We start from the raw sequence: 17,748 nt of genomic DNA, 5'->3' as shown, positions 1-17,748 counted from the left end.
CGGACGCTACGCAGGCAAGGCCAGCAGCGCCAGTCCGGCCAGCGCCGAGCCGGCCAATGTCGGCAGCATGCCGATCCTCAGTTTCAGCATCGCGACCATAGCGGCTGCCGCCAGCAGCGCGGCACGCCAATCCAGCGACGACAGCACCGGCACCTCCATGCCCAGGCCAACGCGGTGCACCGCGCCGAAGACGACATGCAGTGCGAACCACAGCGCAAGGTTCATCACCACGCCGACGACAGCCGCCGTGATCGCACTCAGCGCCGCCGACAGTGCCTTGTTGCCGCGCAGCGCCTCGATGTAGGGGGCACCGAGAAAGATCCAGAAGAAGCACGGCACGAACGTCACCCAGAGCGTCAGCAATGCGCCGAGCGATCCGGCCACAAGCGGTCCCATCGCACCGGCGTGACGATAGGCGGCGACGAAGCCGACGAATTGCAGCACCAGGATCAATGGTCCCGGCGTCGTCTCGGCCAGGCCAAGCCCATCGACCATTTCACCCGGCGCCAGCCAGCCGAACGAGGTCACCGCTGCCTGCGCGACATAGGAGAGTGCGGCGTAGGCGCCGCCGAATGTGACCACCGCCATCAGGCTGAAGAAGCCGCCAAGCTGTGCCCAAACACTGGCAGGGCCGGTCAGCGCCAGGATCAGTACGACCGGCCCGAGCCAGATCGGCAGCCAGATCGCGATGGTGCGCGGCGCGTGCCATTTCGTCGGCTTGGTGTGAGCGAGTTCGCCGCGTTCGAACATGACGTCGACGGCGCCCCTGACATCGGGCAAATTGTCCTTGCCACGTGCGGCTCCGGAAAAACGCGCCGGTGCCAAGCGGTTGCCGATCCAGCCGGTCAGCCCTGCAACCAGGATGATCAGCGGAAACGGCAGCCTTATGACATAAATGGCAAGGAACGCGGCCACCGCGATCGCCATCACCACCCGGTTCTTGAGCGCCCGTTTGCCGATGCGGAGGACCGCCTCGACGACGACGGCCAGCACCGCCGCCTTGATGCCGAAAAACAGCGCCTCGATGACGGGCGCATCATTGTAAAGCACGTAGAAGATGCTGAGGCCCAGCATGACAAACGCACCGGGCAGCACGAACAGGATGCCGGCAACGAGGCCGCCGGCGGTCCGGTGCAGCAGCCAGCCGATATAGATGGCGAGCTGCTGTGCCTCGGGGCCTGGCAGAAGCATGCAGTAGTTGAGCGCATGCAGGAACCGCTGCTCGCCGATCCAGCGGCGATCCTCGACCAATTCCTTGTGCATCAGCGCGATCTGTCCGGCCGGCCCGCCGAAGGAGAGCAGGCCGATCCTTGCCCACAGTTTCGCGGCTTGGCGGTAGGTCGGGACCATCGGAGCCTCGGTAGCCTGTGCATCGTCGTCCGCGGCGAGGGCGCTCATGGCGCTTTGCCCGCGCTGGGCCAATTGTGGGTTTCGTCAGTGGCATCGCGGCACCATCTGAAGAACGCATCGTAGAGCAGCATGCCGGCATCAAGCTGTTCGAGATCGTCGCGGAACATGCGCGACAGCCCGAGCGATGCAGCGAGGAACCCGGCCGCCTGCGGTACGAGATCGAGGCGCGCCGTATCGGCTGCACGCACGATCAGCGCAAGGCGATCGAGCGCTTCGGACCGCAACCCGAACTCTTCGATCATCGTGTCGAAGGTGCAGCGCTCGCCGCGATGGCTCCAGAACACGTCGTCGATGTCGAAGGCAACCGCCCCAAACCGATCGGCGGCCGCCAGCACTTCAGACGGCTCGACAAACAGGAACACCGCCGAGGGATCGACGAAGCGGCGGATCAGCCAGGGACAGGCAATGCGGTCGACCTTGGGGCGGGCACGCGTCACCCAGACCGTGCGGCCCTTGTCGTCGCGGGGCGGTATCTTGTCGGCCTTGACCAGAAGTCCCTTGGCCGCCTGCCACGCCTCGAAGCCGCCTTCAAGGGATTCGGCAGCAATGCCCTCATGGCGCAGCCATGCGGCAACGCCTTGCGAGAGCTTCAGCCCCTTCTGGCAGATGACGACAGCATGAGCCCCCGTGAACTCGGCCGCCCAGCTCGAAACAGACTTGAAGTCGCGCCGGCACGAGGCCGGAAGCAGCCGCGGATCGGCGTCGTAGTCTTCGTCGATGCGGACATCGACAAGAACAGGCGCGTCGGACAGACCGACAAGGCGGGAAAGCTGCGCTACGGTGATTGCGGTTGTTGACGGCATGGCGTCCACCTCCAGAGTGAGAGTTTGGACGCGATCATTGGGCTGACGCCTCACGGGGTCGTCGCGAAGGAACCCCTTGCCACAATGCTGGATTGATCCTTCGTCTTTGTCAAGGAAAGAGCGGCGCCGGGGGACCGCGCCTACTGCGCCGTCCAGCCGCCATCCATCGGCAAAGTCGTGCCGGTAATCTGCCTGGCCGAGTCCGAGCACAGAAACAGCGTCAGCGCGGCGAGCTCCTCGACGGTTACGAATTGCTTCGTCGGCTGTGCCGCCAGGAGCACGTCGCGCTTGACCTGTTCCTCGGTCATGCCGCGCGCCTTCATCGTGTCGGGGATCTGCTTTTCGACCAGTGACGTCCAGACATAGCCGGGCGCGATGGCGTTGACGGTGATGCCGTCCTGCGCGACTTCCAGCGCTACCGTCTTGGTCAGACCCGCTATGCCGTGCTTGGCCGAGACGTAAGCCGACTTGAACGGCGAGGCGACCAGTGCGTGCGCCGACGCGGTATTGATGATGCGGCCCCATTTGCGCGCCTTCATGCCGGGCACCACCGCCTTGATCGCGTAAAAGGCGGCCAGCAGATTGATGCGGATGATGGCTTCCCACTTGTCATCGGGAAACTCCTCGATTGGCGCGACATGCTGTATCCCGGCATTGTTGACCAGAATGTCGAGGCTGCCCAAGGCCTGCTCTGCTTCGTGCACCATGGCGGTCACCGCTGCGCCGTCCATCATGTTGGCGCCGGAGTAGCGGCACCGGACGCCGAAATCCTTCTCGATGCCGGCGCGCTCCTGTTCGATCGCCGCGGCTTCGCCAAGGCCGTTGATCGTGACGTTGGCGCCCTCGGCGGCAAGGGCGCGCGCAATGGCCACACCAATGCCGCTGGTCGATCCGGTGACGAGCGCATTCTTCGAAGACAGGGAACCCATGGAGATCTCGCGACTGTTGTGAGGACTACAAAGGCACATAGTTTGTGCGCCGCAACATGACAATGCCATAACCATATGTCGGCGCCATCACAGCCCTAAAACGCGCTTTGCCGGCCTCGCCGAGCGCCGTCTCAAGGCTGACACGGCAGTGTTATGGTGCGGCGCAACATAGTCGGCCGCGCATTCGCGCAGTCATTCCTGAACCATCAATCCAACGAATCAGGGGGCTGTAGCTTGAAATCGCCGATGTCGTGATGCGTGCCTATGCCATGCCGCTCACCAACCGTCCTTTCCGCCCGGCCCGTATCGCTTCTTCGACCCGACGCCTTGAGCTATCCCGCAATCTCCAGCAGGGCCGATACCAGCAAGCGGCGTTCGTCGGCGGAAAGCACGTCGGAATCGAAGAGGTTCATGCTGCGCAGCCCTTCGATGGCCAGAAAGCAGACCAGCAGCGTCTTCAGGTCCGGCGTCTCGCTCTTCAGCCGCTGCAGCAGCTGCGACTTGAAGGCTTTTATCGGCGTCAGGAAATCCGGATCCTCGGCGATCGCCGAGAATATCCACGAAGCCGTCGGCTTCGGCTCCTCGCAATCATCCGCCGAGAGCCGGATATAGGTGGCGAGCAGGTTCTCACCGCTGGCGCCGGCGACACGGCCCGATTCCAGCGCCAGCTCGAACGCGCGCAGGTAATTCTCCACCAGGCCCTGCATCAGTTTGGCCTTGGTCGGAAAGTTATATAACAGGCCGCCTTTTGACACGCCGGCGCGGCTGGCGACGGCGTCAAGCGACAGGCTGCCGGGACCGGCCTCACGTGCGACATCGGCGGCGGCGGCGAGTATCTTGTCGCGCGAATTTGCCCTTTGGGTCTTCATCGATCCCTTCCCCCGCACCAGCCTAGGCGGAATTGACAAGACCGTCCAGACGGTACAGTAAGTTCGCCGTCATTTGTAATCGGGACCTGGCGTCGATAAGTGTCCCGCTATTCGGCTATTTTGCCGGAAACCGGCCGAGGGGACAGTTCGTGAAGCGCTTCATCTCTATCACCGCAATTCTGCTTCTGCTCGCTCTGGTGTGCGTCGGCGTTGTCGGCTTCAACCTGTTCCGCGACAACGCTATCAAACAGTATTTCGCCACCATGAAGCCGCCGGCGACGACCGTATCGACGGTTGTCGTCAAGCCTTCCGACTGGACGCCGGGCGTCGAGGCGATCGGCACGGTACGCGCCGTGCGCGGTGTCGACCTTACCGTCGAGACCAGCGGCATCGTCAAGGACATCCTTTTCCACGCCAACCAGAAGGTGCCTGTCGATTCGGTCCTGCTGCAGCTCGACGATGCCGTCGAACGCGCGGATCTCGTCGCGGCCAAGGCGCAGTCCGTGTCCGACAAGACGGCGCTCGAACGCGCGCTGGAACTGCAGCGGCGCGGCGTCGGAACGGATGCCACGCTCGACACCGCTCAAGCCGCTGCATCGGCCTCCGCCGCGCAGGTCAACAAGCTGCAGGCCGTGCTTGATCAGAAGCAGCTGACGGCGCCTTTCGCCGGCACCGTGGGCATCCCCAAGATCGACCTCGGCCAATATCTCTCGCCCGGCAACGCAGTGGTGACCTTGCAGGATCTGGACACCATGCGGGTCGATTTCTCGGTACCCGAACAGCAGCTGCCGCTGCTCAAGATAGGCCAGGCCGTGCGGCTCGGCCTCGGCGGCACCGGCGGCGGCGCCGACATGCCGTTTGCCGGCTCCATTCGCGGCATCGATCCCAAGATCGACGCTTCAAGCCGCCTGGTGTCCGTGCGCGGCGAGGTCGCCAACCCCGACGGCAAGCTGACGCCCGGCCAGTTCGTCCAGGTTCGCGTCGAGCTGCCGCAGGAGAAAAACATTCTGTCCTTGCCGCAGACGGCATTGACGTCGAGCCTCTATGGCGACTTCGTCTTCGTCGTCGTTCCGGCGAAGCCGGCGGAAGGCGCCCCAGCCGCGAAACCCGAGGAAAAGCCTGCTGCAGGGGCCGACGCGGCAAAGCCGGCGGCAGATGCAAAGCCGGCCGGCGCGAAACCGGCTGCCGAAGACGCCGCGGCGAAGCCCGCGGACAAGCCGGCTGTCGACCCCGCGAAGCCCGCGGCAGAACCGGAAAAGCCGGCGCTCGTGCTGTCGCAGGTGTTCGTGAAGCCCGGCCGCCGCAACGACGGCATGGTCGAGATCATCGAGGGCATCAAGGCCGGGGACGAGGTCGTCACCGCCGGTCAGAACCGTCTCTTCAACGGCATGTCCGTCGCTGTCGACAACACCATTGATCCCAGCAAGTCGGCTAACCAGCAGGCTCAGCAATGAACTTTTCCGACATCTTCATTCGCCGGCCGGTCCTCTCCACCGTCCTCGCCTGCATGATCCTGCTCCTCGGGTTCCAGGGCATCTTCAACCTGTCGATCCGGCAGTATCCCAAGGTTGACGAGACGGCGATCACCATCACCACCGCCTATCCCGGCGCCAGCGCCGACCTGATCCAGGGCTTCATCTCCGCCCCGATCGCGCGGGCCGTCGCCTCGACCGAGAACATCGACTACGTCACCTCGTCCAGCCGGCCGTCTTCGAGCACTGTGGTCGTCCAGATGAAGCTCGGCTCCAATCCGGATGTCGCGCTGACCGAGGTCCTGTCGAAAGTGCAGGGCGTACGCGGCACCTTGCCGGATGCATCCAAGGACCCGGTCATCGTCAAGGGCACCGGCCAAGAGTTCGCGATGATGTACATCTCGATGCAGAATCCGAACATGAGCAAGGAGCAGCTCACCGAATATATCGAGCGTGTCGTGCGGCCCCGCATGTCGACGGTCGAAGGTGTCGCCGACGTGCAGATCTTCGGCGCCGAGGAATATTCGATGCGGGTCTGGATCGACCCGGTCAAGCTTGCTGCGCGTGGCGTCACCGCCGCCGAAGTGCTGGCGGCGATCAACAACTCCAACTTCCTGTCGGCGCCCGGCAACACCGAGAACGAATATGTCGTCTCCTCGATCACGGTTCGCTCGACGCTGCAGACGCCTGAGGCCTTTGCCGAGCTTCCGCTGCGCTCGACGGACGGCCAGGTGGTGCGCTTGCGCGACGTGGCGCGAGTCGAGCTTGCCGCCGAGAGCACCGACACGAGGGTGAGCTTCAATGGCAAGCCCGGCACCTTCCTCGCCATCTTCCCGACGCCGGCCGCCAACCCGCTGACAACGGCGGAGGCGATCCACAAGATCGTGCCTTTGATTCAAGAGACGCTGCCGAAAGGCATGACCATCGAAATCGTTTACGATTCCACCGAACAGATCAGCGCCTCGATCGATGAAGTGTTCAAGACCATCGCCGAAGCCGTCGCCATCGTCGTCGTGGTCATCCTGTTGTTCCTCGGCTCATTCCGCTCGGTGATGATGCCGATCGTGACCATCCCGCTGTCGCTGGTCGGCGTCTGCTTCCTTTTGTTTGCGGTCGGCTATTCGATCAACCTTCTGTCGCTGCTGGCCATGGTGCTGGCCATCGGCCTTGTCGTCGACGACGCTATCGTGGTGGTGGAGAACATTCATCGCCACATGGAGGAGGACCACATGTCGCCGATGCAGGCGGCCTTCAACGGCATGCGCGAGATTTTCTCCGCCATCGTGGCCATGACCATCACGCTCGCCGCCGTGTTCGCGCCGCTGGCCTTCACCGGCGGCCTGACCGGCGCGCTGTTCCGCGAGTTCGCGGTGACGCTCGCCGGTTCGGTGGTGCTGTCCGGCCTCATAGCCGTCACCATCACGCCGATGATGGCGGCGCGTCTGCTCAAGGCGGGATCGCACAGTCGCTTCCAGCGCGTCGTCGACGGAACCTTCAGCCGTGTCGAGCATGTCTATGAGCGGGCGGTAACCGCCTCCTTGAGAAATCGACCGGTGACGCTGCTGATGGTCGTGGCGCTGGTTGCGCTCACCGGCTTCATGTTCACCAAGACCTCGAGCGAACTGGCGCCGGAAGAGGACCAGGGCTTCCTGTTGTCGATCGTGACGGCACCGCGCTACGCGACCTCGGACTACACCGAGACCTACGTCAACCAGATCCTCGGCCTGGTGAAGGACATTCCCGAAACCAGGGCGCAATTCTCCGCCGTTGCCTTTGGCGGCGCCACCAACGGCGCCTTTGTCGGCTTCGCCTTCAAGGATTGGGCCGAGCGCCAGCGCAACTCAAAGGAGCTTCAAGCCGATATCCAGGGACGCCTCGGCAAGGTGGCCGGCGTCGAGGCCTTCGTCTTCGCGCCGCCGACGCTGCCGGGCTCCGGCGGCGGCCTGCCGATCTCCATGGTGGTGCGCTCGACCGGTGGTTCCGCCGAGGTCTACGAGGCGGCCGAGCAGATTAAGAACAAGGCGCAGGCCTCCGGCCGCTTCATCGTCGTGCAAAACTCGATGTCCTTTGACGCTCCGCAGGTGACGGTGACCATCGACCGCGACCGCGCGGCGGCTCTCAACCTGCCGATCGCCGACATCGGCCAGACGCTGACGCTGCTGGTCGGCGGCGCCGAAGTGGCTCAGTTCGACCGCGACTCCAACAGCTACGACATCATCCCGCAGGTGCCGAAGGAATTCCGCGACAATCCCGAGAAGCTCGGCGAATATTTCGTGCGTAGCGTGACCGGCGAAATGGTGCCGCTTTCAGCGGTGGTGAAGATTTCGACCAACGCCGCGCCGGCCGCGATCGAGCAGTTCAACCAGCTGAACTCGGCGACGATATCAGCGCTGCCGCTTCCCGGCGTCACCACGGGCGACGGGCTGCAGACCCTGGAGAACCTTGCCAAGGAGAGCCTGCCCGATACCTTCTTCATCGATTATTCCGGCCAGTCCCGGCAGGAGAAGGAGCAGGGCAACACGATCCTTATCGCGTTCGCAGCCGCCGTAATCGTCATCTATCTGGTGCTGGCGGCGCAGTTCGAAAGCTTCCGCGACCCGCTGATCATCATGATGGCGGTGCCACTGTCGATCTTTGGCGCCATCGTGCCGCTCAATCTGGGGCTTGGAACGCTCAATATCTACACGCAGGTCGGCCTGATCACACTGATAGGTCTGATCACCAAGCATGGCATTCTTCTGGTCGAGTTCGCCAACCAGCAGCGCGAGCTGCATGGCATGAGGCGGCGCGATGCGATCGTCGCCTCGGCCAAGGTGCGCTTGCGGCCGATCCTGATGACGACAGCGGCGATGGCGCTCGGCGTCGTGCCGCTGATCGTGTCCAGTGGTGCTGGTGCGGCGGCGCGCTATTCGATGGGCCTCGTGATCTTCACCGGCATCCTGGTCGGAACCATGTTCACCCTGTTCGTGGTGCCGATGTTCTACACCTTCATCGCCAGCAAGGACCTGCCGCACCACGCCGAAAAGCCAGACCCGAAGCTGATGCCGGTGCACGCGGACTGAGCTGCGAACGGCGTTAGCGAACAAACGAAAAGAGGCCGGAAATTTCCGGCCTCTTTTTTGACTGGATTGATTTACCGCGAAGCTCTGATGGAGCTTCAGGCGGGAACTTGCGGTGCGGCATGACCTGGCCGGCTGCGCTGCACCATCGCTCCAAACGCAGTCTGCTACTTGACGATGACGATGCTGGTGTTGGTCGGGCCGAAGGTTTCGACCAACTGGTAGAAGTCGGCGGCATTGTCGGGATGCAGCCGCACGCAGCCATGCGACGCCGGCCGTCCCAGCCGCTTGATGGCGTTGGTCGCATGCACGGCGTAGCCGCCGCTGAAGAAGACCGAGTGCGGCATCGGCGCGTTGTCGTATTTCTTCGAATGCCACATCTCGTGCATGCGGGTCGGCTTGAACGAGCCGGTCGGCGTGACATGCGCACTGTCGCCGGTCGAGACCTTCCAGGCGAAAGTCGGCCGGCCATCGACCAGCACTTCCATGGTCTGCTGCGACAGCGAAACACGCGCGACGATCTGGTTTGCCGCGGCATGGGCGGTGCTATTGGCAGCGCCAAGCAGAAGCGCGGCGCCGGCAGCGGCGGCGGCGACGTTGATGAGTTTGGCGGAAATGGCTTTGTACATGATGGCTCCCTTTGCCGGTCCTGCCGGCGTCAATTCGGTGGCCGCCTTATCCCTGCGCCATGTTTCAGACTGACTTCGCTGAGGCTCGTTTGTGTTTCGAATCTGTTTCCTCTGGTTAACAAGCAAGGTGGACAAGGAGCGTGCTCCCGTCTTCGCTGCGCACTCCCGATCACCCACCGCCCCCCAAACGAAAGTGCTGATGTCCTCATATGAAAGAAGATTGGCTTCGCTCGAAACCGACTTGCAACAAAGCGCGGCCTGGGCGGCATGATCTGGTTACAGGCTCGCGGCACAGTCATCCCAACGAGAACAGCCGGCGCCAACGAAAAATGAGCATCAAATCGACAACCCTGTCCTGGCTCTTCAGGATAAGCATCGCCGCATTTGTCGTCGGCGGCATCGGCACAGTAGCCGGCACCCCGATGACGAAACTGGCGGTGATGAATTCGGGTGAGATTTCGACGCTGCATGCCGCGCTGTTCATAGCCTTGGTCTGGATTGTCTCCAGTCTGCGCATCAACCGTCTCAGGGCCCTCTGGCGGGTCGGCCTCGGGTTGAAGTGGATGCGCGGCCCCTCCGGCAACTTGCTGCCGAGAGGACCGAAGGCCCGCGTCGCAACGGGGGGCTCCGTGGGCGACGCGGGCACTTCGGGTTTATCCTGAAGCACCCGCGGTTCTGATTTTTGGGGACACCGATGAAGACGAAATCTGCAGCCTCCGTGCTTTCGGTACTGCTCTATGCACAAGGCCTGCTCGGCTTTGCCGGTCTCGCCACGGTTCTCCTGAAGGACCGCGCGCATGCCGCCAGCGAAATCGTAGTCGCCAGCGAATTGCCGTCGGGACCATCGCTTCTGGTGGTGCGCTGACGCCTATGCATGGCGCCCGAGATTGCGCAGCTTTTTTGGGCGAGCCGAGGAACAATCCAGCCTCCCGACCCTCAGTCGGCGCGCTGCGTCGGCGGGTCGAACCGGTAGCCTGCGCCGCGTATAGTTGTGATGGTTTCGGTGTCGAGCTTGCGGCGCAGCCGCACGATGCGCGAATCGATCGAGCGGTCGAAGGCATCGGCATTTTCGGCGGGCGCCGCCGCAATGATGTCGTCGCGCGTCAGCACCTTGCGCGGGCTGGCCAGAAACAGCCTGAGCAGCGCCACCTGGCCCGGCGACAGCTGTTCTTCCGTACCCGAACGGTGCATGACGATGGCCGACCGCAAATCGACGGTGGCATTTTCCAGCACGATCAGTTCCTGGGCGGACCTGCCGCGCCGCGTCAGCAGGCCGCCGATGCGCGCGGCAAGCTCCCTGACATTGAGCGGACTTTCGACGACATCTGCGGCGCCAAGCTCGAGCGCCAGCACCTTGTCGACCAGATCGGCCGGCCGGCAGATCAGGATGAAATCCGGCCCCGCCTTCCCGTCCGCGCTCTGGCCGCCGCCATAACGCCTGAGCAGGTCCCGCCCTTCCGCCTGGCTGAGGCTGTCGCCGACGATGACGATATCGATGCCTCCGGCCGAAAGCAGGGATTCAGCTTCCCAGGGCTGCCGCGCCTCGCGCACGTCATGGCCGCGCCGGTCGAGATGATCGGCAAGATCGCCGGCCACCACATCGGCGACGGAAACCAGCGCGATGACGGATCGTGCAGCCATGTTTTTCTTCCCGTTCCCCCGCAACCGGATATGAGTGCTGGACATCATGTTTATACCCAATCTACTTTCCGCTGAAAGCGGGAGCGAGGCCATAGTGCGGGCACGGATTGTCATCGTCGAGGACGAGCCCGATCTCCGGGACGCGGTCGCCGAGTATCTCGGCGCCAACGGCTACGATGTGACCCAGGCCGGAAGCGCGGCCGAGGCGCGCGCCTTGCTGGAGACGGAATCGTTTCATTTGGCCATTCTCGACATCGCCATGCCGGGCGAGGACGGACTGTCGCTCGGCCGCTGGCTGCGCTCGAAAATACCGGTCGGCATCATCTATGCCACGGCTGCCGGCACCGCACTCGACCGCATTGTCGGGCTGGAGCTTGGCGCCGACGACTACATCGTCAAGCCCTACGAGTTGCGTGAGGTGCTGGCTCGTGTGCGCAGCGTGCTGCGCCGCGTTCCGCAGCCGAGCCCGCCCCAGGCGGCGAAGACACAAGCCGATGGCGGCCGCCGCCTGACCTTCGGCCCGTTCCAGGCCGACCTCGACGGCAGGCTTGTCACCGGCGCCAACGGCGCCGTCATCGACATGGCCAAGAGCGAGTTCGATGTGCTGGAGGTTTTCCTGACCCGCGCCAACCGGCTGTTGACGCGATCGGCGATCTCCGAGGCGATTGGTTTTGTCGAGGATCCTGAATCGTCGCGCGCCGTCGACATTCGCATCATGCGGCTGCGCAAGAAGATCGAAACCGATCCGGCCAATCCGAAATTTTTGCGCACAGTGCGCGGCGAAGGCTATATCTTCTCGCTGCCGACCGGTGACGGGCACTAGAGCAATTACAGGAAAAGTGTACGCGGTTTTTCCGCCCGGAATGGCGTAAAAACAAAGAGATAGAGCGCTTCTCCGTTTCCGTGAAACGGTGAAACGCTCTAGCAATTCCAGGAACAGTACGTAGCGATTTTCCGTTCGGGATTGCATTGAAACATGGAGCGTTTCACCTTTTTCGTGAAATGCTCCATAGCTGCCTAATCCGACGGCCCTTTACTGATGGCTGACATGACCGCTGAACCAGCACCACGCATGGACCCGCAAGGCGCTCGCCAGAGCGCCGCGATGACGGCTGTGCGAGTCGTCCGCCGGTTGCGCGATGCCGGCGACTGGCAGCGCGAGATGGAAACCATCCTCGAAACGCTCTGCAGCGCCATGAATTGCCAGCGCGGCATCCTGTTCAGGCTGCGCGAATTACCCGGCCAGGGCTTCGCCCAATCGGTCGCCGCCTACTGGATCGATCCTCGCTTCGGCGGCGAACTGGCTTCGCCGACGGTGATCATGCAGTCGATCGTCGATACCGATCCGCTGCTGGAGCGGATTGGAGAGGACGAGCGGCAAGGCAAGATCTTCGCCGGCCATACGCGCGATCTCGACGGGTTCCTCAGGGCCGATTTCGAAAAGCAGCACATCAAGTCGTTCCTGTCGGTATCGGTGTTCGCGCACGGTCATCTGTGGGGCACGTTCGCGGTCAACGACTGCCTAAACGAGCGCGAATGGACCGAAGAGGAAGAGGCGACGATGCACATCATCGCGCTCGCCATCGGCGACGCCATCGAGCACTCGCCGTCCGACGCCCATGCCAGCGAAGTCATCCGCCGCACCATGCTGCAGGCGTCGCTCGACGCCATCATCGTCATCGACGAGACCGGCTCGATCATCGAATTCAATCCGGCCGCCGAAAAGATGTTCGGCTATCAGCGCAGCGACATCCTCGGCAAGGACCTGCTCGATACCGTGGTGCCGGAATATTACCGCAAGGGCTATGTCTCGGGCGCCGAATACATGTCTGGCCGCGGCGCGCCGATGGTTGGCCAGCGGCTTGAGACCGTGACACAGAATGCGGCCGGCGAGGTGTTTCCCATCGAATTGACGGCGACCGAGATGCGGGTGGCCGACCGTCAGCTCATCTTCGGTTCGATCCGCGATCTGCGCGATAAGCTGCGCGCCGAAGAAGAGATCAACCGCCAGCGCGAAAAACTGCACCAGAACGAGAAGATGGCGGCGATGGGTTCGCTGCTGGCCGGTGTTTCGCACGAGCTCAACAATCCGCTCGCCGTGGTCGTTGCTCAGTCGACGCTGCTGCATGAATTCGCCACCGACCCGCAGACCAAGGTTCGCGCCGAGAAAGTGCGCGCCGCTGCCGAGCGCTGCGGCCGCATCGTCAAAAGCTTCCTGTCGATGGTGCGCCTGCATCCGGCGGCGCAGGCCGAGACCGATCTCAACCAGGTGATCCGCGCGGCACTCGAAGTGACCGCCTATGGCGCACGCTCGAGCGGCATCATCATCGACACCGATTTCGCGCCCGGCCCGCTGCTGGCGATGGCCGATGCCGACCACGTCACGCAGGTGGCCGCCAATTTCCTGATCAACAGCCAACACGCTCTGGCCGGTATCGGCGGCGACCGCCTGATCAAGGTGCGGACATTCCGCAGCGATCGCGGCAACCCCGGGTTTTCGGTCGAGGACAACGGACCGGGCATTCCCGAGGCGATCCGCAGCCGCATCTTCGAATCCTATTTCACCACCAAGCCGGTCGGCGTCGGCACCGGCATCGGCCTGTCGATCTCGAAATCGATCGTCGAGCGCCACAACGGCAATATCTGGTTCGAGGAGGTGCTGCCGCGCGGCGCGCGCTTCGTCGTCCAGCTGCCGGTAATCACCGGCGGCGCGGCAGCAGCCGGCGACAGCCCGGCTCGTTCCAGCGGCTTGCGCTATGCGCTGATCATCGACGACGAACCCGACGTCGCCGGCTCCCTCTCCGACATCCTGGAACTGATGGGTATCAAGTCGCGGGTTGTGCCGGCCTGGACGTCGGCGGCGGCGACCTTGACCGGCCACATGCCGCCAGACATCGTCTTTTCCGACTTGCGCATGCCCGGCACCAGCGGCATTGCCATCTACCGCGAATTGCTCGCCGACAACCTGGCGCTGGCCAAACGCTTCGTGCTGGTCACCGGCGACCTGATCGGCGCCAAGGCCGAGATCGAAGCCTTGCCGGCGCCGCAGCGCCCGCAAATCCTGGAAAAGCCGTTCTCGACGCTGGACGTCCGCGGCGTACTCTCGGCAATAGCCGACCAGGTCGCCGCCGCCGGCTAAGTTTTCGAAGCACCCACGTAGGGTCTATCGAGATTCGGGTCAGGCCGAGTCGAGAATGGTGGTTCCCGAGAACCGGAGCGGAGCGTACTTGAAGTACGCGAGCACCGGAAGCGCAGGGAACCTCCATGCGCAGGCCGGCCTCACCCGAATCTCGATAGACCCTAAAAAAGAGGCTCCCGACCGAGGGAAGCGGCGGGAGCCAAGAACGAGCGCGGGAGGAAGCGCTCGGGAGGTTCAGAAAACGTTGGGTGTCGTGGTCAGCGGCGCTGCGTTGGCGATCATGCGGACGGCACGCGCCTTGTGCACGCCGGACTGGGCGGCGATGACGCGCAGGCACTCCGCGCTCTCGGCGCCCCAGGCCTGGCCCTGGCAGGCAAAATCGATTTCCGGCTCCGGCAGCCGGGCGGTCTTGATGGTGGTCAGCGCGCCCTGGACGACATTGGCCGGCGGGTTGAGCGAAGCGAAGGCCGGACCGGAAGCCGGTGTCAGGAACATGACGGCCAGAGCGCAGGCGCCCAGCATGGAGAACATCGCAACCGGATGGTCGCTGGCGCGCTGACGCAGTGCCGGTTTGGCGCGCCGTTCGTTGCTGGTGATCTCGATTTTCGTATGCATTGCTGCTCCCCTTCGTTTTCTTATGAAACGAACCTAAGCGCGCCTGGTAACGGGCGAATGATGCGCTTGGCTTGCCCGCGTAACAGGTTTGAAACAAGAAATTCGGGCATATCCGGACAGATCCGGTCATGTGCCGACGGCAAGATGCATTTGCGAAGCTGTTTCATGCGCGCAATCAAATGTTGACGACAGGCGGGCCGCGAACGCACCAAGCCCGCTTCCTGTCGGCCGCACTATGAACAAGCTCACACTGCGGATCGAATTTGCGGACGCCAGGTATTTTTCGTCTCGGAGCGGGCCGTGTTTGCAAGCTCGGCACGGCCAAATCCGCATGCCGGACAGCTATTTCACGACCCCGGTTAACGCCCGGATATTCCGGGATTTTCTGGCTTTCAGCCGGCCCTGTTGTGCCGACTTGAAAAGTTGAGATTTCTACAAGCCATTGCATTTCAACGCAAAATATGGTTTTATTGAATGAGTATTCAATAAAAGAAGAGCTTTTTTATGAACCCGCATCTCCGTGACGTGGCGATCCCCAATGATTGGGACCGGCGGGGTCTGCCGGGCTGGAGTTATCACTCCGACGCGCTTCTCGAACTTGAGAAGGAATACGTCTTCCGCAACCATTGGCAGATCGCCGGCCATGTCTGCGACGTGCCGAATGCCGGCGACTATCTGACTATGGACGTGGTCGGCGAGCGGGCGCTCATCGTGCGCGGCAAGGACGGCGTCTTGCGCGCCTTCAACAACATGTGCCGGCATCGCGGCAGCCGCGTCGTCGCCGACAGCCAGGGCACCTGCAAGAACGCGCTAGTCTGCCCGTTCCATGGCTGGGTCTACAATCTCGACGGCACGCTGCGCGGCGCCGCCCGGCCGCGCTCCTTCCCCGAGCTCGACAAGACCGAATTCGGCCTGATGCCGCTCGACCTTGAGATATGGATGGGCTTCATCTTTGTCCGCTTTCGCAAGGGGGGCCCGCAGCCTTCGGTGGCCGAACTGTTGAAGCCGATCGAGGCCGAGATGGCCCACTACAATGCGGCCGAGATGGTGCCGTCCTGGGGCATCTGGACACAGAAAACGCCGGTCAACTGGAAGTCGGTGCGCGACGTCGACAATGAAGGCTACCACGTCGCCATGGCGCATCCGGCGCTGCAGGATCTCTACGGCTCGACCTATTTCGATGAGCCGTTCATCAACGGCGTGTCGCGCTCGTTTGCCACCTACAATCCGCATGCCGGCCGGCGCTGGAGCGTGCGCGAATACATCAAGCTCACGCCCGATGCCTCACACCTGCCGGAGCATCTGCGCAGGGCCTGGATCTATTACGGCATCTTCCCCAACAACGCGCTGTCGATCATGCCGGAATCGGTGCAGTTCTATCAGGAGTTCCCGCTGTCGACCGGCGAGACGCTGCTGCGCGGCGCCATCTACCGCTACCCCGACGAGACCCGGGAACAGGCGGCCGCCCGCTATCTCGCCTACCGCATCGACCGCGATACCATGAACGAGGACGTGCAGCTTTCCGTCTGGTCAAACGAGTCCATGATCTCGGAGGCCTTCGAGGGTTTTTATCTCTCCGACCTCGAATACGGTGTGCGCACCCACCACGACCATCTGCGCAAGCAGATCCCGGTGCTGGGCCTGGAGACGGCGCCGGAGGAGAAGGACATGTGGAACCTCAATGAGGCTATGCGCTCGCAGGTGTAGGGGCGGAACTGCCAGTCACCCCTGCCACACGCCCTCTTTGCGCAGATCGTCCATGGTCCGCGAAATGCCTTCGCGCAGGATCGCCACCATGTCGTCGATCTGCTCTCGCGTGATGATCAGCGGCGGCGACATCACGCACATGTTGATCAGCGGCCGGACCAGGAGGCCGAGTTCGTGGCAATGCGCGTCGATGCGCTTGCCGACATCCTTGTCGAGCTGCAGCGGATCCTTGCTTTCGCGGTCGGCTACGCACTCGACGCAGCCCATCAGGCCCATGCCGCGGACTTCGCCAACCAGCGGCAGTTCCTCCAGCGTCTTCAACTGCGCCTGGAAATAGGGCGCGACATCGCGCGTGTGGGCCAGCACGCTGTCTTCCAGGATATCGAGGTTCTTCAGCGCCACCGCGCAGCCGATGGGATGACTGGTATAGGTCAGGCCATGGCCGAACATCGCATCGGGATGGTTGGAACGGCGCATTTCCTGAAGCAGCCGCTCCGAGATGATGACGCCGCCAAGCGGGAAATAGCCTGATGTAACGCCCTTGGCGAAGGTGATCATGTCGGGGTCGATGCCGAAGCCATAGCCGGAGGCAAAGACATGGCCGAGCCGCCCGAAGCCGGTCACCACCTCATCGGAGATATAGAGGATATCGTTGTCCCTGCAGATTTCGCGAATGCGCTTGAGATAGCCATCCGGCGGCACGACGACGCCGCCGGATGCCTGCACCGGTTCGCCGACGAAAGCACCGATCTTCTCTGCGCCGACGCGGGCGACCGCATCGCGAAACTGATCGACCAGGAAATCGCAGAAGGCGGCGATGTCAATGCCTTTCGGCCGCCGGAACGGGTCTGGCGAGGACAGTTTGACGACCAGATCGTCGGCGCCGTCCATCCAGTCGCGGTCGCGCGGCCGGCCGTTGAGCGAGGCCGACAGATAGGTCGAGCCGTGATAGGCGCCGCCGCGGCTGAGGATCAGCTTCTTTTCCGGCCGCCCGCGCACATTGTTGTAGAACTGCATGAAGCGCAGTGCCGTCTCGACAGCCGACGATCCGCCGGTGGTGAAGAAGGTATGGCTGAGATCGCCCGGCGCATGATCGGCGAGGCGCTTGGCGAGCTCGGCCGACGGCGCATTCATCGTATACCAGGGCGTGTTGTAGGACAGCATCATCGCCTGGTCGTACATCACCCTGGCCAGCTCCTCGCGGCGGTGGCCGACATTGATGCACCACATGCCGGCCGGCCCGTCGATCAGTCGCTTGCCTGTTACATCGGTGATGTAGATGCCATCGCCCTCGCCAATCAGCGCACGCGCTTCATTGCCGACCGAGCCGGCATAAGGCCAGGGCTGGATGAGATGGCGCTTGGCCAGCTCGACCGCATCGCCACCGTCAGCTATTTCCATCGCTCTTAGGTCTCTTGCAGCCGCCATCATTGCCTCGCATCGTCTGAGCGTAATTTCACCGGACAGAAAGCGAA

General features: G+C 63.2%; 15 protein-coding genes. 7 read left to right on the top strand and 8 right to left on the bottom strand.

What is annotated here, in order from left to right:
• Positions 1–6 precede the first annotated feature (6 nt).
• The 4 genes from chrA to NKJ57_RS16165 form a co-directional block, all read right to left on the bottom strand.
• Positions 7–1,398, bottom strand: a complete 1,392-nt coding sequence (gene chrA, locus NKJ57_RS16180) for a chromate efflux transporter (RefSeq protein ID WP_352511846.1) — start codon at positions 1,396–1,398, stop codon at positions 7–9.
• Positions 1,395–2,213, bottom strand: coding sequence for a chromate resistance protein ChrB domain-containing protein (locus tag NKJ57_RS16175; protein WP_023670055.1), 819 nt, complete (start codon positions 2,211–2,213; stop codon positions 1,395–1,397). Before NKJ57_RS16175 ends, chrA begins: the two co-directional genes overlap by 4 nt.
• Positions 2,214–2,353: 140 nt before the next feature.
• Positions 2,354–3,142, bottom strand: a complete 789-nt coding sequence (locus tag NKJ57_RS16170) for a 3-hydroxybutyrate dehydrogenase (protein WP_352511847.1) — start codon at positions 3,140–3,142, stop codon at positions 2,354–2,356.
• A gap of 332 nt (positions 3,143–3,474) precedes the next feature.
• Complete coding sequence (locus tag NKJ57_RS16165) at positions 3,475–4,011, bottom strand: TetR/AcrR family transcriptional regulator (protein ID WP_023824982.1); 537 nt, start codon at positions 4,009–4,011, stop codon at positions 3,475–3,477.
• A 149-nt stretch (positions 4,012–4,160) separates the two neighbouring features.
• Here NKJ57_RS16165 and NKJ57_RS16160 point away from each other — a divergent pair, with 149 nt between their 5' ends.
• Both NKJ57_RS16160 and NKJ57_RS16155 read left to right on the top strand, forming a co-directional pair.
• Positions 4,161–5,465: an efflux RND transporter periplasmic adaptor subunit gene (locus NKJ57_RS16160; protein WP_023735209.1), complete on the top strand. Its 1,305-nt coding sequence runs from the start codon at positions 4,161–4,163 to the stop codon at positions 5,463–5,465.
• Entirely contained in the window at positions 5,462–8,545 is a 3,084-nt protein-coding gene (locus tag NKJ57_RS16155; protein ID WP_023696405.1) for an efflux RND transporter permease subunit, read from the top strand. Before NKJ57_RS16160 ends, NKJ57_RS16155 begins: the two co-directional genes overlap by 4 nt.
• Before the next feature lie 164 nt (positions 8,546–8,709).
• Here the strand turns inward: NKJ57_RS16155 and NKJ57_RS16150 are convergent, their stop codons facing one another.
• A complete protein-coding gene (locus NKJ57_RS16150; RefSeq protein WP_023730774.1) occupies positions 8,710–9,171 on the bottom strand; it encodes a L,D-transpeptidase in 462 nt (153 codons plus the stop codon).
• A 329-nt stretch (positions 9,172–9,500) separates the two neighbouring features.
• Here NKJ57_RS16150 and NKJ57_RS16145 point away from each other — a divergent pair, with 329 nt between their 5' ends.
• Positions 9,501–9,833, top strand: coding sequence for a hypothetical protein (locus NKJ57_RS16145; RefSeq protein WP_023670061.1), 333 nt, complete (start codon positions 9,501–9,503; stop codon positions 9,831–9,833).
• Between the two features lie 32 nt (positions 9,834–9,865).
• Complete coding sequence (locus NKJ57_RS16140) at positions 9,866–10,036, top strand: hypothetical protein (protein WP_023670062.1); 171 nt, start codon at positions 9,866–9,868, stop codon at positions 10,034–10,036.
• A 71-nt stretch (positions 10,037–10,107) separates the two neighbouring features.
• On the opposite strand, the gene NKJ57_RS16135 is transcribed toward NKJ57_RS16140, so the two are convergent.
• Entirely contained in the window at positions 10,108–10,812 is a 705-nt protein-coding gene (locus NKJ57_RS16135; RefSeq protein ID WP_023670063.1) for a response regulator transcription factor, read from the bottom strand.
• A gap of 94 nt (positions 10,813–10,906) precedes the next feature.
• Between NKJ57_RS16135 and NKJ57_RS16130 the strand changes: the two genes are divergently transcribed.
• Positions 10,907–11,635, top strand: a complete 729-nt coding sequence (locus tag NKJ57_RS16130) for a response regulator (RefSeq protein WP_023670064.1) — start codon at positions 10,907–10,909, stop codon at positions 11,633–11,635.
• A 225-nt stretch (positions 11,636–11,860) separates the two neighbouring features.
• Positions 11,861–13,951, top strand: a complete 2,091-nt coding sequence (locus NKJ57_RS16125; protein WP_352511850.1) for a PAS domain S-box protein — start codon at positions 11,861–11,863, stop codon at positions 13,949–13,951.
• Between the two features lie 234 nt (positions 13,952–14,185).
• Here the strand turns inward: NKJ57_RS16125 and NKJ57_RS16120 are convergent, their stop codons facing one another.
• Positions 14,186–14,566 (bottom strand): hypothetical protein, encoded by a 381-nt coding sequence (locus NKJ57_RS16120; protein ID WP_023701367.1) that lies wholly within the window; start codon positions 14,564–14,566, stop codon positions 14,186–14,188.
• A gap of 504 nt (positions 14,567–15,070) precedes the next feature.
• On the opposite strand from NKJ57_RS16120, the gene NKJ57_RS16115 reads away from it, so the two are divergent.
• The gene (locus tag NKJ57_RS16115) at positions 15,071–16,273 is read left to right on the top strand and encodes an aromatic ring-hydroxylating oxygenase subunit alpha (protein WP_023711686.1); all 1,203 of its coding nucleotides are present in this window, start codon (positions 15,071–15,073) and stop codon (positions 16,271–16,273) included.
• A 15-nt stretch (positions 16,274–16,288) separates the two neighbouring features.
• Here the strand turns inward: NKJ57_RS16115 and NKJ57_RS16110 are convergent, their stop codons facing one another.
• Positions 16,289–17,701 carry an aminotransferase gene (locus NKJ57_RS16110; protein ID WP_352511853.1) on the bottom strand — a complete coding sequence of 471 codons (1,413 nt, stop codon included), beginning with the start codon at positions 17,699–17,701 and terminating at the stop codon, positions 16,289–16,291.
• Positions 17,702–17,748: the final 47 nt, after the last annotated feature.

This window comes from Mesorhizobium sp. M0077, assembly GCF_040322955.1.
Classification (GTDB): Bacteria; Pseudomonadota; Alphaproteobacteria; order Rhizobiales; family Rhizobiaceae; genus Mesorhizobium.
Note: the sequence above shows the minus strand (reverse complement) of the source record. Positions and strands in the feature narration are given on the sequence as shown.